19 protein-coding genes are annotated in these 20,605 nt (G+C 70.4%); 10 read left to right on the top strand and 9 right to left on the bottom strand.

Going from position 1 to position 20,605, the window contains the following annotated elements:
• The 3 genes from BHU15_RS15250 to BHU15_RS15240 all read right to left on the bottom strand — a co-directional run.
• On the bottom strand, window positions 1-637 hold a 637-nt coding region (locus tag BHU15_RS15250; protein WP_438284962.1), incomplete at its 3' end, for a TIGR00645 family protein.
• A 279-nt stretch (window positions 638-916) separates the two neighbouring features.
• Entirely contained in the window at window positions 917-2,197 is a 1,281-nt protein-coding gene (locus BHU15_RS15245) for an LAETG motif-containing sortase-dependent surface protein (protein WP_069627683.1), read from the bottom strand.
• A gap of 170 nt (window positions 2,198-2,367) precedes the next feature.
• A complete protein-coding gene (locus BHU15_RS15240) occupies window positions 2,368-3,009 on the bottom strand; it encodes a TetR/AcrR family transcriptional regulator (RefSeq protein WP_023538114.1) in 642 nt (213 codons plus the stop codon).
• Between the two features lie 223 nt (window positions 3,010-3,232).
• Here BHU15_RS15240 and BHU15_RS15235 point away from each other — a divergent pair, with 223 nt between their 5' ends.
• From BHU15_RS15235 to BHU15_RS15225, 3 genes are all read left to right on the top strand, one after another.
• Complete coding sequence (locus tag BHU15_RS15235; protein ID WP_069627682.1) at window positions 3,233-3,604, top strand: DoxX family protein; 372 nt, start codon at window positions 3,233-3,235, stop codon at window positions 3,602-3,604.
• 65 nt (window positions 3,605-3,669) lie between these two features.
• Window positions 3,670-4,713: an LLM class flavin-dependent oxidoreductase gene (locus BHU15_RS15230; RefSeq protein ID WP_069627681.1), complete on the top strand. Its 1,044-nt coding sequence runs from the start codon at window positions 3,670-3,672 to the stop codon at window positions 4,711-4,713.
• A gap of 40 nt (window positions 4,714-4,753) precedes the next feature.
• Entirely contained in the window at window positions 4,754-5,458 is a 705-nt protein-coding gene (locus BHU15_RS15225) for an NADPH-dependent F420 reductase (protein WP_069627680.1), read from the top strand.
• 49 nt (window positions 5,459-5,507) lie between these two features.
• On the opposite strand, the gene BHU15_RS15220 is transcribed toward BHU15_RS15225, so the two are convergent.
• Both BHU15_RS15220 and BHU15_RS15215 read right to left on the bottom strand, forming a co-directional pair.
• Window positions 5,508-6,497, bottom strand: a complete 990-nt coding sequence (locus BHU15_RS15220) for an NAD(P)-dependent alcohol dehydrogenase (protein ID WP_069627679.1) — start codon at window positions 6,495-6,497, stop codon at window positions 5,508-5,510.
• A 225-nt stretch (window positions 6,498-6,722) separates the two neighbouring features.
• Window positions 6,723-7,325: a YcxB family protein gene (locus BHU15_RS15215; RefSeq protein ID WP_069627678.1), complete on the bottom strand. Its 603-nt coding sequence runs from the start codon at window positions 7,323-7,325 to the stop codon at window positions 6,723-6,725.
• A gap of 235 nt (window positions 7,326-7,560) precedes the next feature.
• Here BHU15_RS15215 and BHU15_RS15210 point away from each other — a divergent pair, with 235 nt between their 5' ends.
• From BHU15_RS15210 to BHU15_RS15200, 3 genes are all read left to right on the top strand, one after another.
• Window positions 7,561-8,190, top strand: a complete 630-nt coding sequence (locus BHU15_RS15210) for an RNA polymerase sigma factor (protein ID WP_069627677.1) — start codon at window positions 7,561-7,563, stop codon at window positions 8,188-8,190.
• Window positions 8,187-8,918, top strand: coding sequence for a hypothetical protein (locus BHU15_RS15205; RefSeq protein WP_069627676.1), 732 nt, complete (start codon window positions 8,187-8,189; stop codon window positions 8,916-8,918). Before BHU15_RS15210 ends, BHU15_RS15205 begins: the two co-directional genes overlap by 4 nt.
• A gap of 111 nt (window positions 8,919-9,029) precedes the next feature.
• Complete coding sequence (locus tag BHU15_RS15200) at window positions 9,030-9,755, top strand: DUF4328 domain-containing protein (RefSeq protein ID WP_069627675.1); 726 nt, start codon at window positions 9,030-9,032, stop codon at window positions 9,753-9,755.
• 72 nt (window positions 9,756-9,827) lie between these two features.
• Here the strand turns inward: BHU15_RS15200 and BHU15_RS15195 are convergent, their stop codons facing one another.
• A complete protein-coding gene (locus BHU15_RS15195) occupies window positions 9,828-12,497 on the bottom strand; it encodes an FG-GAP-like repeat-containing protein (protein ID WP_171908374.1) in 2,670 nt (889 codons plus the stop codon).
• Between the two features lie 303 nt (window positions 12,498-12,800).
• Here BHU15_RS15195 and cseB point away from each other — a divergent pair, with 303 nt between their 5' ends.
• The 3 genes from cseB (at window position 12,801) to BHU15_RS15180 (ending at window position 15,923) form a co-directional block, all read left to right on the top strand.
• Window positions 12,801-13,517: a two-component system response regulator CseB gene (gene cseB, locus BHU15_RS15190; RefSeq protein WP_069627673.1), complete on the top strand. Its 717-nt coding sequence runs from the start codon at window positions 12,801-12,803 to the stop codon at window positions 13,515-13,517.
• Window position 13,518: 1 nt separating this feature from the next.
• Window positions 13,519-14,778 carry an ATP-binding protein gene (locus BHU15_RS15185; RefSeq protein ID WP_069627672.1) on the top strand — a complete coding sequence of 420 codons (1,260 nt, stop codon included), beginning with the start codon at window positions 13,519-13,521 and terminating at the stop codon, window positions 14,776-14,778.
• A gap of 194 nt (window positions 14,779-14,972) precedes the next feature.
• Window positions 14,973-15,923, top strand: a complete 951-nt coding sequence (locus tag BHU15_RS15180) for a D-alanyl-D-alanine carboxypeptidase family protein (RefSeq protein WP_069627671.1) — start codon at window positions 14,973-14,975, stop codon at window positions 15,921-15,923.
• A 93-nt stretch (window positions 15,924-16,016) separates the two neighbouring features.
• Here the strand turns inward: BHU15_RS15180 and BHU15_RS15175 are convergent, their stop codons facing one another.
• From BHU15_RS15175 to BHU15_RS15165, 3 genes are all read right to left on the bottom strand, one after another.
• A complete protein-coding gene (locus BHU15_RS15175; protein WP_069627670.1) occupies window positions 16,017-16,607 on the bottom strand; it encodes a carbonic anhydrase in 591 nt (196 codons plus the stop codon).
• Window positions 16,608-16,699: 92 nt separating this feature from the next.
• Complete coding sequence (locus tag BHU15_RS15170; protein ID WP_069627669.1) at window positions 16,700-17,146, bottom strand: hypothetical protein; 447 nt, start codon at window positions 17,144-17,146, stop codon at window positions 16,700-16,702.
• 246 nt (window positions 17,147-17,392) lie between these two features.
• Window positions 17,393-18,025, bottom strand: a complete 633-nt coding sequence (locus tag BHU15_RS15165; RefSeq protein ID WP_069627668.1) for a TetR/AcrR family transcriptional regulator — start codon at window positions 18,023-18,025, stop codon at window positions 17,393-17,395.
• Between the two features lie 119 nt (window positions 18,026-18,144).
• On the opposite strand from BHU15_RS15165, the gene BHU15_RS15160 reads away from it, so the two are divergent.
• Window positions 18,145-20,547 carry an MMPL family transporter gene (locus BHU15_RS15160; protein ID WP_069627667.1) on the top strand — a complete coding sequence of 801 codons (2,403 nt, stop codon included), beginning with the start codon at window positions 18,145-18,147 and terminating at the stop codon, window positions 20,545-20,547.
• Window positions 20,548-20,605: the final 58 nt, after the last annotated feature.

Genomic DNA, 20,605 nt, shown 5'->3' with positions numbered 1-20,605 from the left:
CACCGCCCCCATGGCCACCGCACTCGTGACCGCTCTTCCGCGGCTCCAACATGGGGCCCGACATATAGGCCAGAATCCCGGCAGACACGATGAAGGCCATGTGGATCGCCGTTCCCCACAGCAGCGCGTGCTGGGAAGTGTGGTGCACGTCGACGAACATCTGCAGCAGATGGACGGACGAAATGCCCACGATGGCGGTTGCGAGCTTGACCTTGAGCACGTTCGAGTTGACGTGCGAGAGCCATTCCGGCTGATCGCGATGGCCCTGGAGGTTGATACGCGAGACAAAGGTCTCGTAGCCGCCGACGATCGTCATAATCAGCAGATTGGCGATCATTACGACGTCGACAAGTTTAAGGACGGCGAGCATGACGTACGTCTCGTCGGCGTGGCCGTTGATGACATGAACGATTAATTTCCACAGCTCGTTGAAGAACTTGTAGACATAGACGCCCTGCGCGGCGACCAGGCCGAAATAGAGCGGAGCTTGGAGCCAGCGAGTGGCGAAGAGGGCATATCCGAGCGCGGCGGGCGCGAAACTCGCGACGTCCCTGTGGTCGCGGAATGAGTCCAGGCCCGGAGCCGGAGATGAAAAGCTGTGACCGTGGGCGGGCGTGACATGACTGGGCAACGGCATCTCCAACGACTGCGACGACGGGAGGCTCCATCATTCTGATGGACACCCCGCCAAAAATTCGAATTCGCTGCACTCATTGGGGTGAATAGAATTTCATTAGGACAAGAGTCGATTCGTGCGGTTGCGTGCATGCGCACTGTTTTCGGCAGGATGAATGGGAGCCTTTGGGTATTAGGAATGCGGGCCGCATCGCGCCATCAGTGAAGGTGGAGGTGGGGAGATCCGGCATCGCTGTGCCGTGTCGGTTATGCCCGGCCGTTCGGCGTGCGCCTCAGTCCGTCAGTTGTCGTGCCGCGCCCGGCGGCGTACGGCGAGGATGGTGCCCGCGCCCATGACGACCGCTGCGACGGCCACGCCCGCGATCGGGAGTGTGGTGGAGGAGGAGCCGGTCGCCGCGAGGTTGCCGCCGGTCGTGGCCGTACCGGCACCGCCGGAAGGCGACGCCCCGCCCGTCGAGCCGGTTGAGCCCGTCGAGCCGGTGGACCCGCCGCCCGCTCCGCCGCTCGACCCGCCCGTCGAGCCGGAGCCACCGTCCGAGCCACCGCTCGTACCGCTCGTCGTACCGCCCGTCGCGCCTGGCTCCCCGCCGGTGACCTCCAGCGTGATGGGGGCCGTGTTGTTGGCCTTGTCGGGGTCGAACGGCAGCTTCCTGTTGCTCAACGCCACCGAGCCCCTGGCGCCCGCCACCTTCTTGTCGATCTTCAACTTGAAGGTGAAGGTCGCCGTCTCGAGGTGTTCCTGCGGGAGGGTCGTGAGGCCGCAGTTGTACACCTTGCCCTTGGCCTTGCAGTAGAAGTCGGGCTTGACGACCGACGTTCCGGCGGGGAGCGTGACCAGGACGGAAGTCCAGGGAGTCCCCGGCTTCGACCAGACCCAGCCAGGGCCGGTGTTGGTGAACGTCACCTTCATCGTCACCGTGTCGCCGGGCTTCCCCCACAACGCCGCGCCCGTCACCTCGTAGTCGGCCGTGTTGACCGACGTGACAGGCACCCTGAACCGGTCCTTGGACCCCGTACCCTCGGTCGGCGACTCGATCAGTTCGATCTCGGGCGCGGTGCCCGGAATCGGAGTGCTGTTCTCGTCCGGTGACGGCTCGTAATCCGTGACGGTCACCCACATCTCGTCATCGAAGGCGTGCTTCTCCGCCTTGACGGCGAACGGCTTCTGGGGCGTGTAGGCGACGCCCGGCTTCACCGCCTCGTCGAACGCGCAGATCGCGATCCACCGCTCGGGCATCTCGTCGTACGAACCGACGTACTGCTTCTGGCAGTTGGAGGGAACCTCCGGGAACGCGAGACCCCGGGTGGCGGTGTACTTGATCCAGACCTTGTCGACGGTCGTGGTGCCGTTGTTCACCACGGTGACCGGCAGATCGACCGGACTCCCCGGTATCACTCCGGTGATCGGCTTGATGTCTCCGAGGGCCAGGGAGGGCGGCGCCTCGTCGCCCACGGCGGCGGGAGCGGCAGCGGCGGCGGCGCCGAGCGCGACGAGCCCGGCGGCACCGAGGGTGGCGACGGCGGAACGGGAGACTCGGCGTCGGTGCGGCGGGGTCGGCATGGGCGGAATCCTCTGTCGGGACATCGCTGAACGGAAGGTGTCATTCAGCAGAACGGCCACCTGTAACCCCTAGACACCTGCCGGCCCCGATCGGTTGTACGTGCCGTGCCGGATCCGGAAGGAGCGTCGAGACCCGGCGTCGCGCGCACGGCCCCACGGACCGAACAGGTTCAGGCTCCGCGGCAGACTCTGTCGACCAGGGTCTGCCAGCTGTCCCCGAGCGGGCGGGCGCGCCGCTCGAAGGCGGCGTCGGCGTCGGCGCTCGGCTCGGGGCCGGCCCCGGGCAGCGCCAGGAAGATCATGAAAGGGCCTTCGAGGGCGCTGGTGAGCTGGACGGTCAGGCTGTCCAGGTCGGCGACGCCGGTGCCCGCCTGGCCGAGCAGCATGCGGATATGGGCCTGGGTGAAGGCGCTGCCACCCTCGGCGGGGACAGCCCGGTGGTGGTCCAGGGCGGAGCGGACGATCGTGATGTGCGCGGTGAGGAAGGCGATACGGGCCCGGCCGTAGGCGGCCAGTCGCGCCAAGGGGCTCGCGCCGGGGCCGAGCGGAGGCGGCCCGGCCAGGACCTCGCGCTGGAAGGCGTGCTCGTCGTCGTCGAGCAGGGCGTGGAAGATGCCGGCGCGGGTGCCGAAGCGCCGGTAGACGGTGCCTTTGCCCAGACCGGCGCCCTCGGCGAGGCCGTCCATGGTGACCTTGTCCGCCCCCAGCTCGGCAACCATCTCGCGGGCCACCGCCAGGAGCTGCTCCCGGTTGCGGGCGGCGTCGGCGCGCTCGGCGCGGGGCCGTCCAAGAGGCAGGGGCGTTCGGTCCATGCGGCAAATCTATCCCCGCTTCGCGATCTGTCCGGCCGACCGGAATATAAACGGGGTGAAGTCCGCTTAAGCTGTCCGAGGCTTCGCCACCGGCTCCTCGCCCCGGGCTCTGCACCCTCCGTCGCAGCGCTCGGTACCGAGGCGCCCGGCGCCGGCCGCATCCCTTCCCGTCGATCTCCCTCGATCTCCCTTCAAACTTCCGTCGAACGAATCGGACTCCGACATGAATGTCTTCCTCTGGATCCTGCAAGCCGTGCTCGCCGCAGGGATGCTCGCCGCCGGCGGCGGCAAGCTCGCCCAGCCCTACGAGAAGACCGCCGAGTCGATGGCCTGGGCGAAGAGCTTCAGCGCGGGCCAGGTCAAGACCATCGCCGCACTGGAGGTGGTGGCCGCGCTCGGCCTGATCCTCCCGGCCGCGACCGGCATCGCCACCGTGCTCACGCCCCTCGCGGCCGTCGGCGTCGCACTGATCATGATCGGTGCGGTGGTCATCCACGCCCGCCGCGGCGAATGGCCGAACGTCGGCGTCAACATCGTCCTGCTCGCCGTCGCGATCGTGATCGCCTGGGGCCGCTTCGGCCCGTACGCCTGGTAAGCCGCCCGAAGGCGCCCGAAGGCATTCACCCCCTGCCCAGTTCCTCCTCCGAAACGGAGTCCGTCATGTCCGCCGCCCCGCTCGACGTCCTCTTCGGTCTCGACACCTTCGGCGACGTCCCCCAGGACGACCAGGGCCGTCCCGTCTCCTACGCCCGCGCGATCCGGCAGGTTGTGGACGAGGCCGTGCTCGCCGACTCCATCGGGGTCGACGCGCTCGCGCTCGGCGAGCACCACCGGCCCGAGTACGCCGTCTCCACGCCCGAGACGGTGCTGGCGGGCATCGCCACCCGTACCGAACGGATCAAGCTCGCCTCCGGTGTCACGGTGCTCAGCTCGGACGATCCGGTCCGTGTCCACCAGCGGTTCTCGACCCTGGACGCGCTTTCGAACGGTCGCGCCGAGGTCATCCTGGGCCGGGGCTCGTTCACCGAGTCGTTCCCGCTGTTCGGCTACGACCTGGCCGACTACGACGTCCTCTTCGAGGAGAAGCTGAACCTGTTCGTCCAGCTGCTGGACGAGAAGCCGGTCACCTGGGACGGCAGCCAGCGCCCCTCGCTGCGGAACGCGGACGTCTTCCCCAAGACCGAGTCCGGACGCCTGCCCACCTGGGTCGGGGTCGGCGGCTCCCCGCAGTCGGTCATCCGTACCGCGCGCTACGGGCTGCCGCTCATGCTCGCGATCATCGGGGGCGACCCGTCCCGCTTCAGCCGCTACATCGACCTCTACCGGCGCGCGGCCGAGCAGTTCGGGACCACCGTGCACCCGGTCGGCATGCACTCCCCGGGGTTCGTCGCCGACACCGACGAGGAGGCCCGTGCCCTGCACTGGCCGCACTACAGGATCGTCCGGGACACGATCGGGGCCCTGCGCGGCTGGCCGCCGGTCACCCTGAGCGAGTACGAGGCCGAGGTCGAACACGGCTCGATGTACGTCGGCTCCCCCCAGACCGTCGCCCGCAAGATGGCCGCCACCATCAGGCAGCTCGGCGTCGGCCGGTTCGACCTCGTCTACACCAGCGGCGCCCAGCCGGTCAGCGCCCGGCTGCGGGCGGTCGAGCTGTACGGCACCGAGGTCATCCCGAAGGTCCGCGAACTACTGGCCGACTGAACGCGGTTGACCGCGGTTGACCGCAGCAAAGGAGTACGCAATGAGCACTCGCCCTCTCGCGACGATCGGCATCCTGGGCGCGGGCAAGGTCGGCACGGTGCTGGCCCGCCTCGCCGTCGCGACCGGCCACCGGGTCCGGATCGCGGGCTCGGGCGCGCCGGAGCGCATCGCCCTCACCGTGGAGGTCCTCGCCCCCGGCGCCGAGCCCGTCACCGCCGAACAGGCCGCCGCCGAGGCGGACCTCGTCATCCTCGCCCTGCCACTCGGCAAGTACCGCGGCGTCCCGGTGGAGGCACTGCGCGGCAAGCTCGTCGTCGACGCGATGAACTACTGGTGGGAGGTGGACGGAATCCGCGACGACCTCACCGACCCGCGCACCTCCTCCAGCGAACTCGTCCAGGCGCACCTGCCCGGCTCCCGCGTCGTGAAAGCCTTCAACCACATGGGCTATCACGACCTGGAGGACGGCGCCCGCCCGGATCTCACCACGGGGGCGCCGGGCCGCCGCGCCATCGCCGTCGCGGGGGACGAACCCCAGGCCGTGGCCACCGTCACCGCGCTGGTGGATGCCCTCGGCTTCGATCCGGTCGAGGCCGGAGCGCTCGCCGAAGGTGTACGCATGGAGCCCGGCACCCCGGTCTTCGGCGCGAACACCCCGGCACCGCAACTGCGCGAACTGCTGCGGCGGTTCCCGGAATCCGAGCGTGGCCGGGCGGTGGCGGCCTCTCGTGCCACCGCTGCCTGACCGTGTCGGAAGGACCCGGCGCCAGGCAGCCCCAGCACCAGGCAGCGCGTCAGTGCACAGTGATCACGGTCTTGCCGTGGGAGTGGCCTTCCTCCATGTGCCGCATGGCCTCGGCCGTGTCGGTCAGGGGGTAGGTCCGGCCGATTACGGGGGTGACCTGACCGTCGTTGATGAGCGTGGTCACGGCGAGCAGATCTTCCTGGGCCGGACCGCTCGGGGTCGCCGGGATGATCGGGCGCAGGCTGTGCCGGGCGACGGCGTTGACCGCGACCAATTTCAGCGTGGAGCCGATCGCCCCGAACACCCGGCCGGGTGAGCCGCCGCCGTTGGCCACCAGGACTCCGGTCGGGGTGAGCGCCCGACGCAGCCGGCCGAGCGGCAGGTTGCCCACGTTGTCCAGGATCACGTCGTAGCGAGCGTGTCTGTCGGTGAAGTCCTCGCGGCGGTGGTCGACGACGTGCGTGGCGCCCAGCGAGCGCACCATTTCGATGCTGCCGGCGCTGCACACCCCGGTGACCTCCGCGTCCAGGCCGACCGCGATCTGTACGGCGAAGGTGCCCACGCCGCCGCCCGCCCCGTTGACCAGTACCCGTTGCCCGGCCCGGACCCGGCCCACCGTCCGGATGCCGCGCAGGGCGGTCACCGCTGCCATCGGCGTGGCCGCTGCCTCCTCGAAGGACAGACGCTCGGGCTTCGGCACCAGCAACTCCGCCGCGGCGCACGCGTATTCGGCGAACGCCCCCTCGCAGAAACCCAGTACCGGGGTGCCGGGCGGGAGTCCGCCCACGCCGGTTCCGACAGCCTCCACCACTCCGGCCGCGTCGATACCGGCCACGCGGCACTTCGGACGGGTCAGCCCCATGCCGCCCGTCAGCCGCGCCGCGTAGGGGTCGCCGCGCATCATGTGCCAGTCGTACGGGTTGAGCGCGGCGGCGTGCACACGTACCAGCACCTGGCTGGCCCCGGCCCGGGGCCGGTCGACTTCCTCCAGCCGCAGGACGTCCGGCGGCCCGAACCGCTCCTGGAGCACTGCCTTCATCGCCCTGCCCTCATGGCCTCGGGATCCGTCATGACCGGCACATGTCCGGCGTACGGGTGAGGGCAACGTAGGCGCGCGCGGCACAGCCGTCAACGGCCACCGGCCGGCGACCGTCTCCCCGGACAGATCGCCACCAACTGCCTCAGACGCCTACCTGGACTGCCGCCTCGTGTTACGGCTGGTTCGGTCGGCCGGGCGCCCGATCACGCGGTGACGAAGCCTCGTTCATGATTCTTGGCGCTCGGTGTACGGGTCTGAGGCGGGAGTGTGTGACTCGTCCCGGGAACCGCGGGCCGACCGCCGCGGTGACCCGGTTGCGAGATGCTCGGTGATCAGCGACCGCAGTCGTTCGGAGTCCTGCGGGTCACTCAGACCGCGTTTGGGGAGCACCATCAACCCGGTTCCCCACACGTCCGGGGTGAGCAGCACGAATACCCGGCGGCTCTCGGCGCTGCGCCCGTAGAAGCCCCAGTTGGTCTGATGCGTGTGCCGCTCGGAAACGGTACTGATCCCGTCCGCGTCGACTGTCACGCGGTGTTCGCCCAGATGCCGGGCGTAGGCGAGCAGGGCCAGAGCCGTCAGCCAGCGGACGGCTATCACGAGGAGGCAGGCGATCAGAAGAAACCTCCACACCTCCAGGCCCGCGGCGTCGAGGCCCCCGGTCAACAGGTTGGCCAGGGACAGCAAGGCGAGAATCGCGCACAGACCCCACAGGACGCGGTAGCACCACCGTCCGACCGGACTGTGCCGCATCTGCATCTTCAGTCCCTCAGATATCTCCCGCCATGTCACGACATAGGTCAACTTCACCGACGTATCAGTAGTCATGCGTCCTCCGTGGATCTGATGGGCACGGACTGTACCCGGACTTGGTCCTCGCACCTGCGGACGGCAGTGCGGGCTTCCCCCCAACTCCGGTTTTCGCTGTGACGTTTGAGGACGCGGTCTCGCTTGGTCAGGGGAAGGAACGGCTCTCGGACGAGAGTTCCGCAGGCTGTGACGTTTCTGTGCGGCGTAGCGCTGTGAGGAGGGGGAAGAACGCTGGACGATCGAAGAGGCATGTGTGGGTAGGGGTGGGGATCAGCGTCGTACGCATGCGTCCGACGTGGAGCTGGGGAGTGCCGTGTCGCTTGCTCAGCAGGGGGACGAGGACGCCTTCGCGACGGCGTACCGGCTCGTACATCCAGGGCTCCTCGGATATCTGCGCGGGCTGGTCGGGGACGACGCGGAGGATGTCGCCTCGGACGCCTGGCTGGAGATCGCCCGGGACCTGGGGCGTTTTCGGGGCGACGGCGCGGGATTTCGTGGCTGGACGGCGACCATCGCGCGACACCGGGCGCTGGACCACCTTCGCAGGCAGAAGCGAAGGCCACAGACGTCGCTCCTCGAACTGGACGTCCTGGAGCTGCCGGCGCGGGGGGACACGGTGGACTCGGTGCTGGAGTCGATGTCGACACAGTGGGCGCTGAGACAGATCGTCGGGTTGCCGCCGGACCAGGCGGAGGCGGTGCTGTTGCGGGTGGTGGTGGGGCTGGACGGACCCGCCACGGCACGGGTGTTGGGCAAGCGGGCGGGCGCGGTTCGGACGGCCGCCTATCGGGGGTTGAAGCGTCTGGCCGAGCAGTTGACCTCGGGAAGCCGGGCGGAGAGTGCGGCGCCCGCGGCGTCGGGCACGCTGAGGGATGAGACATGAGACGCAAGGCGGAAGCGACGGACGCGGCGCTCGGCACGCCCGAGATCGAGGCGTTCGCGGATGCCGTACGCGGTGACGTCGAGCCGGAGGGCGTCGAACGGGCGCTCGCGGCATTCCGGGTGGCCGGCCACGCGGCCGACCGCGTCGCACCGCGGCGTGGCCGACGGCGCGACGACTGGCGCCCGGCCCGGCGCCGGTTCTCCGTACTTGTCTCGTGGAGGGCGGCGCTCGGGGCGGCCCTCGCCACCGTCATGCTCGGCGGGCTGGCGCTGGCGGCCGTCCCCGGTGTGCTCGCGGATCCGCCCCGGCCCGCCGAAGGGCCTGATAAAAGCACCGTGTCCCGGCCGGGCGTGGACGCCCCGCGTACGCCTGGCGGTACACCCGGGGCGACGGGCCGGAGCACCCCGTCACCGAGCCCCTCGGCCTCGGCGTCGGCGCACGATCCGGTACCCCGGAGTCATGCGGCGCTGTGCCACGCGTGGAGCAGGGGCAACGGCAACCACCGGGGCACGGCGTTCCAGCGGCTGGCGGAGGCCGCGGGTGGAGAGGGTGCCGTGGACGCGTACTGCGCCACGTTGTTGTCCGGTACGGACGAGGACGTGCCCTCGGCGCCGCGGAAGCCGGGCAGGACGGATACGCCGGGGCAGTTGAAGAGTCCCCCGGCGGCCTCTCCCTCGCGAGGCAGGAGCTCGGAGCACGCCCAGGACGCAGGTAAACGCGCGTCGTAACCTGCCTCAAGGGGGAGCGGCGGGGCCGGCGCCCGACTGCCACGTTGCCGCGCCGCCGTTCCTGGAGTGGCCTGGTGTGACGTCTGGGGCGTGCGATGCGCTGGTCGGTGTGTGAACACCAGTGCGACGCATGCCGCCGCCCCTTCGCCCGCCTACCTCGCGGTACTGCGCTCACCGATCGGTCTGGGGCTGGCCACTTCCCTGCTGCTCGGTGCCGTGATCGTCACGGATGTGCTGTCTCTCGCCTCGGGCGTCCATCTGTACGACCTGCTGCGCGGCGTGCCGGACGCCCGGGCGGTCCTGTGGACGGTGCCCGGTGTCGAGAAACGGCTGCGCTACTACAATCTCTCCGGCTCGCTTCAGAGCGTCTTCTACCTCTCCACCGGAATCGTCTACGTCTGCTGGCTGTACCGCCTGCGCGACAACGCCGAGGTCTTCGCCCCCGGCACCCACCGGCGTGGCCGCGGCTGGACCGGTTGGAGCTGGCTCATCCCGGTCGTCAACCTGTGGTTTCCGCGACGGATCCACCTCGACATCTGGGAAGCGAGCCGTTCCACGGGACCGCACTCGCCCGACTGGCCGGGCCGTGGGCTGATCAACCTGTGGTGGGGCTTCTGGGTCGCGGAGGGCTTCGTCGCCTTGGCCGGCGGCGCGGTCTACGACATGGCCGAATCGGTCGGCCCGACGAACGCGGGTCTCGGCCTTCTCATGCTCGCCGACGTTCTCGACATCGTCTGTGCCGTTCTCGCCATCCGGCTGGTCCGCACACTGACGCACATGCAGCACATCAAGGCGCGGTACGGGTCGACCGCCCAAGAGGGAGAGCCGCGCGGCTGATCCCGCCGGCATCCCGATGACGAAGCAGCCCCGGTCTCCGTCCGTTGTCGCGGAGACCGGGGCTGCGAGGTGTTACGGCGCCAGCGTCCGGCCGATGCGGATGCCCGCCGGGGCGCCCAGCGCCGTGGTGCCGTAGTAGACGCCCGAGCTGGTCACGATGCCGCTGGTGCTGCTGTTGTCCAGCTGCAGGATCGTGCCGTTGTCGCCGTCCTCGCCGTCGGCGCCGATGGCCAGATCGGCCCGACTGTAGCCCGACAGGTCGGTGAGCGAGACGGACGAGCCGAGGCGGTCGTTGGACTCGGTCGTACCCGGCACACCCGCGGTGTCCTGGTGGTACGCGGCCGAGCCGGTGGCCGTCGGGCCCGTGGACGAACCGCGCAGCAGGATGACCTGGCCCGCGTTGGTCCGGGCGACACCGCCTCGGGTGATGTCCTCACCCGGCAGGCCGCTGAGGATGTCGTCGTACCCGTCGAGGTTGACGTCACCCACGGAGACGGAGGCGCCCATGTCGTCGCCGGTCTCGCCGGTGTCCGGGACACCGGTGGTGTCCTGGCCGAACGTCTTGCGTCCGGTCGAGGTCAGTCCGGTCGCCGACCCGAAGACGGCCGTGACCGCGCCGCCCTTGAGCGTGTGCCCGGACTCCGTGGTGCTCGGCTGGCCGACCGCGAGGTCGGTGTAGCCGTCGCCGTTGAGGTCGCCCGCCGCGAGCGAACGGCCGCCGCGCGCCTCCAGGACGCCGACGCGCTGGAGCCCGGTCGCCGAGCCCTTGAGCCACAGCAGCCGGCCGACACCGCCCGGGTCGCGGAAGCCGACGGCGGCGTCCGCGTATCCGTCCTTGTTGAAGTCGCCGCTGACGGCTGAGGCGTAGCCGGCGGCGGTGGTGTACGCCGTCGAGTTCAGGTAACCGGACTTGGCCGCGCCGGACTTGCCGTCCCACGCCCACCAACGGCCGGGCTTGCCCGGGGCGATGGAGAGGATGTCCGCGTTGCCGTCGGCGTTGAAGTCACCGGAGGTGACCGTGGCACCGAGCTTCTCGCCCGCGGCCCGGGTGGCCGCGTCGGTCCAGTACCCCTTGCCGGTGTTCAGGCCGGGGCCGTGGAGCACCGCCACCACGCCGGTGTCGGTCTGCCCGGTGGTGCCGTTCTCGCCGGGCGAGCCGACGATCAGGTCGGCGTAGCCGTCGCCGTTGACATCGCCCCACGCGTTGGCGGAGCCGAAGAGGTCGCCGGCCTCGGAGTTCCCGGGGACACCGGGGCTGTTCTGGTTGATGATCCTGCGCGCCGAGGAGCCCGGTCCGGCGGTGGTGCCCGGCAGGACCGTGACGCTTCCGTCGCTGCTCGCGGCCAGGGGCAGGCCGACCACCAGATCGTTGATGCCGTCCCTGTTGAAGTCGGCGCTCGGGATGGCGGAGTTACGGCCGGGGCCGGCGGCGAAATCGCGGATCGCGGGGAGTTTCGCGTAGAGGTTCTTGCCCGGGCACGCGGTGGCGAAGGCGTCGCGGTGACCGGAGATCACGCTCATCGTCGCCTTCTGGCCCTCGCTGTACTTGCCCGTGTCGCCCTGCGCGACGAGGGTCACGGAGCCCTTCGGGTTGCCGCCGTACTGACCCAGCTTCCAGGCGGCGACCCGGGCGGCGGACTGCTGCGCGGCGGTCGTCGGCCGCCCGGCGGCCTTGCCGGTGGCGGCGTCGCCCTCGAAGTCACCGAGCAGCGCGATGCCCGTGGAGTAGCTGTTGAAGCCGTAGGTGTGCGCGCCCTTGACCGGCAGGTCGGCGCCGCCGCCGCGGCCCTCGAAGATCCGGCCGCACTTGTCGACCAGGAAGTTGTAGCCGAGGTCGTTCCAGCCCTCCGTCTTGACGTGGTACGTCATGATGCCGCGGACCAGAGCGGCCGATTCGGCGCAGCTGTAGTTGTTCGAGCCGACGGTGTGGTGGATGTAGACCGCCTGAACCTTGTCGATGTACTCCGCCGGGTCGGCGACCATCGTCTCGTCCGCGCCCCACTGCGCGCGGTCGATGATCGGCGGACGCTTCACCGTCGAGGGCGGGGCGGTCGGCTTGGTGGGCGTCGGGCTCGGATCCGGCGTCGCTGTGTCCGTCGGGCTCGGATCCGGCGTCGCGGTGTCCGTCGGGGTGGCCGACTCGGCCGGCTCTGTCGGGACAACCGTCGGGACATCCGTCGGCGTAACGGAATCACCCGGCGACGGGGACGCGGTCTCCTCCACCGCGAAGGCGGCACTGTCCAGGACCGGGTCGGCCGGGTTCTTCGCCTCGGCCGCGCTCACCCCGGGATCGACCATGTGCAGCTTCAGGCTCTTGGGCAGCGCCGTGTCCGACTCCACCCGTACCTGCACCGCGGTGGACGGCCCCACCCACAGCGGCTCGGAGGCACCCCGCGCCGCGCCCTCCGGCTCGTCCGGTCCGTGCGAGTCCAGCTCCAGCGACTGCCAGCCCGACCACTTGCCGGACTTCGCCTCCCTGGTACGCACCTGAGCCACACCGTCGATCTCGGCCGACGCACTGTCCCAGCCGACACCTACAAGCGAGAACGGCTCCGTGCTGGTGCTCGGCAGCTCCCTCTCGTTCGCCCCGCCCTTCGACAGCTGCACCGTGTGCACCTTGGCCGACCGCTTCTCGGGACCGCCCTTGCCCGGCTCCTCCGGCGGATCGGCCATGGCGACGGTGACCACTCCGGCGCCCCCCAGGACGACGGCGCCCAGGGTCAGCCACACCCGGCGCTTCATGCTCAGACTTCGGTACGCGTGCGACGTACGCGGGCTCAAATGCCCCACCCCTCAGAAGTTCACGTGCGGCGCACCCTCATACGGGGCGGCCTGTCATACCCAGCGCACCCCACCCCCGAAACATCACCTGCCCACGGATCCCGGCCTTTTCCGAGGGTGGGCGAGGGTGAGCGATGGCGGTGGCTCGGTGATGATGCGTGGCTGATACATGGGCGAGGTACGGTCGCAAGGGCCTGGTTGGCCGTACGGCGGCGGGCGCCGGCAGGGCAACGTCGAACGAGCACGCGCTACAGGTGGGAAGAAATGTCCGTCTCTGTTCTTCTCGTCGAGGACGACGAGGTCATCCGGAAATCCGTCGCGATGGCACTGGAGCGGTACGGCTACCACGTGGCCGTGGCCGGGGACGGGCTGACGGGGCTGGAACTCTTCCGGGAGCGGCGGCATGACCTGCTGCTGCTCGATGTGATGCTGCCGGGGCTGGACGGTATCGGGCTGTGCCGCCGGATTCGGGAGTCCAGTACCGACCCGATCCTGATGATGTCGGCGCGGGGCGACGCGCTGGACGTCGTGTCCGGGCTGGAGGCCGGCGCCGACGACTACGTCGTCAAGCCCGTCGACATCTCCGTCCTGGTGGCGAGGATGCGCTCGCTGCTGCGCCGGGCGACGTTCGCGCCGGGTCCGGCCGGGGGAGAGGCGCCGCCGTCCGAACCGGACGGGCCGGCCGCCGACGGGCACCGGCTGCTCGTCTTCGGCGACCTGAGCATCGACACCGGCGGCCTTGAGGTGTTCCGGGCCGGTGAACCGGTCGCGCTGGCGCCCACCGAGCTGCGCCTGCTGCTGGAGTTCGCCGCCCATCCCGGGATCGTGCTGGAGCGGCAGACCTTGTTGCGTAACGTCTGGGACTACGGCTGGGACGGGGACAGCCGCGTGGTCGATCTCTGCGTCCAGCGGCTGCGCAGGAAGATCGGGACCGAGCGCATCGAGACGGTCCGCGGCTTCGGCTACAAGTTGCGGCGCTGACATGGGCTCCTGGCGTTCCCTGCGCTGGAAGATCGCCCTGCTGGTGGCCGTCGCGTGCTGCTCCATCGCGTTCACCGTCGGCGTGCTGGTGCACGGCAGCACGTACGACCGGTCCATGAACGACGGCGCGGCCAAGGCGTACACCGCTCTGGACGGCGCCCTCGCGACCGAGCGCGGCAGCGCCGACGGTGCCGACGGCGTCGACGTCGCCCATGTCGTGTACAACCCCGAGGAGATGCCCGCCGAGCTGGTGCGGAAAGCCCGGGAAGACGGACAGGCCGACCTCTACGACGAGAGCCGGCGGTACAGCCCCCGGATGTGGGCCGCGCAGCGGCTGGACGACGGCGCTCTCGCGGCGGTCTCGCTCGACATGACTCCCGACCAGCTCAGCCGCCGCGCCCTCGACCGGAACATGTGGAAGTACTCGCTGGCGACGCTCGCCGTCATCGTCCCGCTGTCCGCCGTCGCCGCCGAACTCCCCAACCGGCGGCTGCGGCGGGTGGCACGGACCGCCCGGCGCATCGCCTCCGGTGACCTCGCCGCCAGGACCGGGGCGGGCCGCCGGACGGGCGACGAGATCACCGAGATCTCGGCCAGCGTCGACACCATGGCCGACAGCCTCCAGGACCGGCTGCTGAACGAGCAGCGCTTCACCGCCGACGTCGCCCACGAGCTGCGCACCCCGCTGATGGGCCTGGTCACCTCAGCCGGGCTCCTCCCGGAGGGCGAGGCGACCGAGCTGGTCAGGGACCGGGTGCGGGTGCTGCGGACGCTGGTCGAGGACCTGCTGGAGATCTCACGCCTGGACGCGGACGCGGAACAGGCCGACATCCGGCCGGTGCCGCTGGGCGAAGTCGTCGCCGAATCCGTGGCCAGGACGGGGCTGGTGGCGCGTGTGACGGTCGCGGGCAAGCCGGTGGCCGCGACGGACCCGCGCCGTCTGGACCGTATCGTCGCCAACCTCATGACGAACGCCCACCGGCACGGAGTCGAGCAGGGACACGGCCATGAGCGGGCGACGGTCGAGGTCACGGTCGGCGACGGGGTCGTCGTCGTACGCGACCACGGCCCCGGCTTCCCCGAGTCGCTGCTGGCGGACGGCCCGCGGCGCTTTCGCACGGGCGCGGCCGAACGCGGCCGGGGCCACGGCCTGGGCCTCACCATCGCGCTGGGCCAGGCGCAGGTCATCGGGGCCACGCTGACGTTCGCCAACGCGGCGGACGACGGGGGCGCGGTGGCGACCCTCCGTCTGCCTGGCTGATACACGACGGATGGGCAGCGGAGCGGCGTTGGACCGACGCTTCGCACAGCACGGAAACAACTGCCTTCCAGGGTGGCTGACATGCGCGAACGACGCGCGTTCCGCCACGTCGGAGTCCCTGGAGGTAACCGCTCATGCGCCCTGCCCCGCACCCCCGCGTCGCCCGCCCACGGCGAAAGCGCCTGATCGTTCTCATGACGGCCGCGATCGCGGCGGCCGTCGTCGCCCTGGTGGGCGCCACGTGGGGACTCACGGGTGACGGCGGTTCCGACAACCTGAGCCCCGGGGCGCGTTCCCTCCCGTGGCCGGAGGACGGCCAGGCGAGCGTGTGGGTCGAGGGCGTCGGGAGCCTCGGGACGAAGGGGGAGCAGAAGCCGGTGCCGATCGCGAGCGTCACCAAGGTCATGACGGCGTACGTGATCCTCAAGGACCACCCGCTCCGGACCACGGACCCCGGTCCGGTCATCACCGTCGACAGGAAGGCGGCACAGGAGTCCGGTTCGGCCGACGAGTCGACCGTCCGGGTCGACGAGGGGCAGCGGCTCACCGAACGGCGGCTGCTCGAACTGACGTTGATCCCCTCGGGCAACAACATCGCCCGCCTGCTGGCCCGTTGGGACGCCGGGAGCCAGGAGGCCTTCGTCGCGAAGATGAACCGCGCCGCCGCGAAGCTCGGCATGCGCGACACCATGTACACCGGCGCCAGCGGGTACGAGTCCACGAGCCGGAGCACCGCCGTCGACCAGGTGAAACTGGCCCGCGCGGTGATGCGCGACGCGGTGCTCCGCGAGATCGTCGCGATGCCCGGCACCGAGGATCCCGTCACCGGCGCCACGATCCCCAACACCAACACCCTCCTCGGTCGGTCCGGCGTCATCGGCCTCAAGACGGGCTCCAGCACGCCGGCCGGAGGCGCCCTGATGTGGGCGGCCACGGCGCAGACGCACTCGTCGAAACGCCTGATCCTGGGCGTCGTCCTCCACCAGCGCGCGGACACCACCCCGCAGGAGGGCCTTCGGGCGGCGTTCGACAGCAGCGGGAAGCTGATCGAGGGGGTGCGGAAGTCACTGGGCACGGCGGTGCGGGCGCAGGCAGGGGAGGGTCCGCTTCACGGGGAGGGCCCGCGTCAACACCCCTTCGCTTAGGTGCGCCTGGACCAGGTGGATGTCCGGGCGCTCCCGCGCCGCCGGCCGGGAGGTGGCGTCCCGGCCGACGGCGCCCCCAGCTCGGGCGGGTGGTCAGGCCGTCGTCGTGAGGTGGGCGGTGGGGACGGGGAGCGTCTCCACCCGGCCCCGGCTGTTGAAGAACCAGCCGTGGATGCGCAGTTCACCGTCCGCGTGGCGGCGGGCCAGTTCCGCGTACTCCAGCAGATGTGCCAGCTGGACCGCCAGATGGGCCCGCGAGGCCGTGTCCCAGGCCGCCTGGCTCAGCGGTCCGACCGGGACCTTGCCCATCGCGTCCTCGCAGGCGACCCGGGAGCGCCCGATCGAGAGCCAGCGCTTGACGGCCGGCGGCACGGGGGCGTTGTGGCGGCTCAGCAGGCAGGAAACGGCCACGCACCGGGAGTGGCCGCAGAGGATGACGTCGCGGAGGTTTGACTCGCTCAGTACGTACTGGATTGCCGCCGTTTCGCTGGATATCGCGGCCGTACCGCTCTTGGGAACGATGTTTCCCATGTTCCGCAGCTCGAAAAGCCGTTCCGGCGCGATACCGGTCAGCCGGGTCGGCGAGAAATTCGCGTCCGTGCAGGTGATGAAGAGCGCCTTCTTGCCCAGTCGCGCGTGTCCCGAATGGTCGGTTGGCCGGTTCTGACTCTTGAGATTACTCATGGTGAATTTCCCCCTGTTGATGGTGCGCTACGTGCCGTGGAAGCCGAGGTTCCCGAGGGGTGTTGGTGACGTCCCCGGGAGGCCCGTTCCGGCTATACGCGCCATATCTGGAGGTGGGCCCGGATATGTGCGGGGGAATCGCACCAGGCCGATAACAGGGTTCGGTCGAGCCCGGACGGTGGTGCGCGCGGCTCGGTCGCCGCGTGCGCGGGTGCGGTGGCGTACGGGCGTTCCGCGCCTTGACCGTGCGGATCGGCCACCGGGTTGACGGAGCCCTCGCAGTGAGTCTTGCGCAGGACGCGGAAGTCCTCGATGTGGAAAAGCGCGCGGGCTTTGGGCGGCGCGCTGTACCGGGAGTGCGGTTCCTGGGCGGTCGCGTAATTCGCCGAGTAGTAGTGCGTGGAAGTCACCAGCACGTCCGGGGCGAGGTCCGCCGCGTCGCCGGGCAGGACGAGGGTGTGCGAGAGGAATGCCTTGTAGGCCAGCAGGACGGCGAACAGCACGGTCGCGTACCGAAGAGAGAACGCGCCAATTCTCATCGCGCCTCACGCCAATACCCGTGAGTAACGCGAGGGTGGGCGTGAGGTGCCGCGAGAATAAGTCCTGCGTGCCTCTCCGCCCCCATGGCCCCCACCCCCCGTGAAGCGTCACATGGCTGGAATGCTACCCATAGACCGACCGGCCGGTCTAGTGTTACCGGCGGTGCGCTCCCGCAGGGATCCAACAGGTATCTGTCAGGTCCGGCATGGCAACCGGGCGCGATCCGCGCCCGGTTGCGCGGCCCCTTACGACCGCAGGCCGTCGATCAGTACGGCGACGGCCTCGCCGAGGCTCTCCCCGGTGGCCGCGTGTTCCGGGTTCAGTGCTTCGTGCAGCGCCCAGCCGTCCACCATCGCGGTGACCGCCACCGCCGCGGATCTGACCCGCTTCTCGGTCGGCGCGCGACCGGAAGCCGCGCCCAGCAACTCGGCCAGCACGGCCAGGTACTTCTCGTGGTATCCGGCGAAATACGTCTTGATGGCCGGGATGCGCTGCCCGAGCGCCAGGAGTTCGAGCGCCAGCGGCGCGCGTACGGGGTCCTCCCGCAGGCTCCGCGTGAAGTCCTCCGCCATCGCCCCGAGCCGGGCCTCCGGTGTCACCCACTCCTCGCGGGGGAGTTCCATCGACTCCTCCTCCGCCCTGAGCAGTTGGTGGACCAGTTCGACGGCGATCTCTTCCTTGCTGGTGAAGTACCAGTAGATCGTGCCCTTGCTGAGGCCCGACTCCTTGACGATGTCGTCCATCCGCGCGCCGTGGTAACCGAGCCGGGCGAAGACCGCGGTGGCGCCTTGCAGGATCTGGGTCCTGCGGGCCGTCTGGCGTGACTCGCCGCCTTCGCCGCGTCCGGCCGATGCGTCCTCTTCGCGTGCCGTACCCATGTCTCCACCTTCTGCTCCGACCACCGCCGGCGGGGCGGCGCGTTCAGGGAGCCACTCTAGACCGGCCGGTCGATGCAGGCTAAAGTCACACGACCGACCAGTCAGTCTAGGGAGAGTTCATGGGGACCGAAACGGCCAGGAGCGTTCACGGCCGCGTCGACCGGCCGATCTTGTACCGATGGGGGGCCTGGTGCGCCCGGCGGGCCTGGCGCGTGATCGCGGTCTGGGCCCTGGTCATCGTCGGCGCGGGGCTGCTCGTGCCGAAGTTCACCGACAGCCTCACGGGATCGTCGCTGAAGGTGGACGGTTCGGACTCCGCACGCGTCGAGACGCTGCTGACGGAGAAGTTCGCCAGCCCGGTCTCGGAGGACGCGGTCGTCGTCTTCGACTCGACGCGGCACACCGCAGACGCGCCCGCCTACCGGGCGGCGGTCGGCGCCGCCGTCGCCGCGCTGCGCGACCAGGAGGGGGTGCTGGACATCGCCGACCCGTACGCGGCGGACGACCCCACCCTGTTCTCCGAGGACCGCCGAACTCTCCTCGTACCGGTCGGACTCGGCGGTGGCGAACGGGACCGGCAGGACACGGTGCCGCGCATCCAGGACACCCTGGACGACGTGGCGGCCGACGGCGAGGGCGTCGACGTCATGCTCACCGGATCCAGCGCGCTGAACGCCGCCGTGGTCGAACAGCAGGACAAGGACCTCGCCCGCGCCGAGTCCATCGGGCTGCCGATCGCGCTGCTCGTCCTGCTCGCCGCCTTCGGCACCCTCGTCGCGGCCTGTCTGCCCCTGCTGCTGGGGGTGGTGGCGCTGGTGACGTCCTTCGGCGCGCTCGGCGCGGTCAGCGGTGTCGTCAGCTTCGACGTGTTCTCCCAGGCCGTGGTGACCATGCTCGGCCTCGCGCTCGGCATCGACTACTGCCTGTTCGCGGTCACCCGCATGCGGGAGGAACTGGCCGCCAGGAAGGGCGACGTACCGGCGGCCGTCGGCGCGACGATGGCCACCGCGGGCAAGGCGGTGCTCTTCTCCGGATGCACCGTCATCATCTCCGTGGCCGGTCTCCTGGTGGTGCGCGCGCCGGTCTTCCGGACCATGGCGCTCGGCGTGATGATCGCCGTGGCCGCGATGCTGGCCGTCGCGACCACGCTGCTGCCCGCCGTACTCGGCCTGCTCGGCCCGCGTATCGACAAGCTCGCCGTACCGGGCATGAAGCGCTCCGTACGTACGACCGACGTGAGCCGGTCCGGCTGGGCGCGCTGGACCAAGGTGGTCATGCGCCGCCCCGTACTGGTCGGCGGACTCACCGGCGTCGTGCTGCTGCTCGCCATCCTGCCCGCGGCCCAGCTCAAGCTCGGCTTCGACGTCGGCGCCTCCGCGGTCTCCGACGCCCCTGCGGGGCGCGGTTACGAACTGGTCGCCGACAAGTTCGTACCGGGCGCCGCCACCCCGCTCCAGATCGTGCTCGACAAACCCGCGGGCGCGCTGGACGACGCGGACCTCGCCGCGCTGGAACAGCTCACCGAGCGACTGCGCGACAACGACGACGTCGCCGAAGTGCAGTCCGTGACCGATGTGTTGAGGCAGCAGACCGGCGGCGTCGACGCGGCGGGACTGCGCACGCTCATGGAGGCGGCGAAGCAGGACGGTGAAGGGCTCGGCCGGCTGATCGCCACCGACGGACGGACCACCGCCCTGGCCGTGCTGCCGCGCGAGGCCGCCGACAGCGACGCCTCCGTGGACCTCGTCCACTGGATCAGGGACACCGCCGTACCGGACACGGTGGGCGAGCGGGACGGGACATCGGCCTTCGTCGGCGGGCTCAGCGCGCAGACGGTGGACATCTCCGAGGAGGTCTCGCGCGCCACGCCGCTCGTCCTCGCGCTGGTGCTCGGCCTCTCCTTCATCCTGCTGCTGCTCGCCTTCCGCAGCCTGCTGCTGCCGCTGAGCGCCATCGTGATGAACCTCGTCTCCGTCGGCGCCGCCTTCGGCCTCCTCACCCTGGTCTTCCAGGAGGGGCACGGCGCGTCGCTGCTCGACTTCACCAGCGGCGGCTTCATCCAGGCGTACCTCCCGCTGCTCACCTTCGTCATCCTCTTCGGGCTCTCCATGGACTACGAGGTCTTCCTCATCTCCCGGATGAAGGAGGAGTGGGGGCACTCGCGGGACAACACCCGCGCGGTGACCGAGGGGGTCGCGCACACGGCGAAGGTCATCACGGCGGCGGCGACCATCATGATGGTGATCTTCGCGGCCTTCATGATCACGAAGGTGGTCGAGGTGAAACAGATGGGCTTCGCGCTGGCCGTCGCCGTGCTCGTCGACGCCACGCTCATCCGGGTCGTCCTGGTGCCCGCGCTGATGCGACTGCTCGGCAGCTCCAACTGGTGGCTGCCCGGCTGGCTCGACCGGGTGCTGCCCCGCGTGGAACTCACCGAAGGCTCCGCGCCGCCGCCGGACGACGCCCCGGCGCGTGACGAGGCGGCCGGCCGGCTGCGGGAGGAGCCCGCGGCCAGAGGCTGAGCCCCGGCCGGTCGAGCCCCGGCCGCCCTCGTGGCGGACCGGGGCCGACGCCCGCCCC

Origin of the sequence: Streptomyces niveus (genome assembly GCF_001723055.1) — a bacterium.
GTDB classification, from domain to species: Bacteria; Actinomycetota; Actinomycetes; order Streptomycetales; family Streptomycetaceae; genus Streptomyces; species Streptomyces niveus.
Note: the sequence above shows the minus strand (reverse complement) of the source record. Positions and strands in the feature narration are given on the sequence as shown.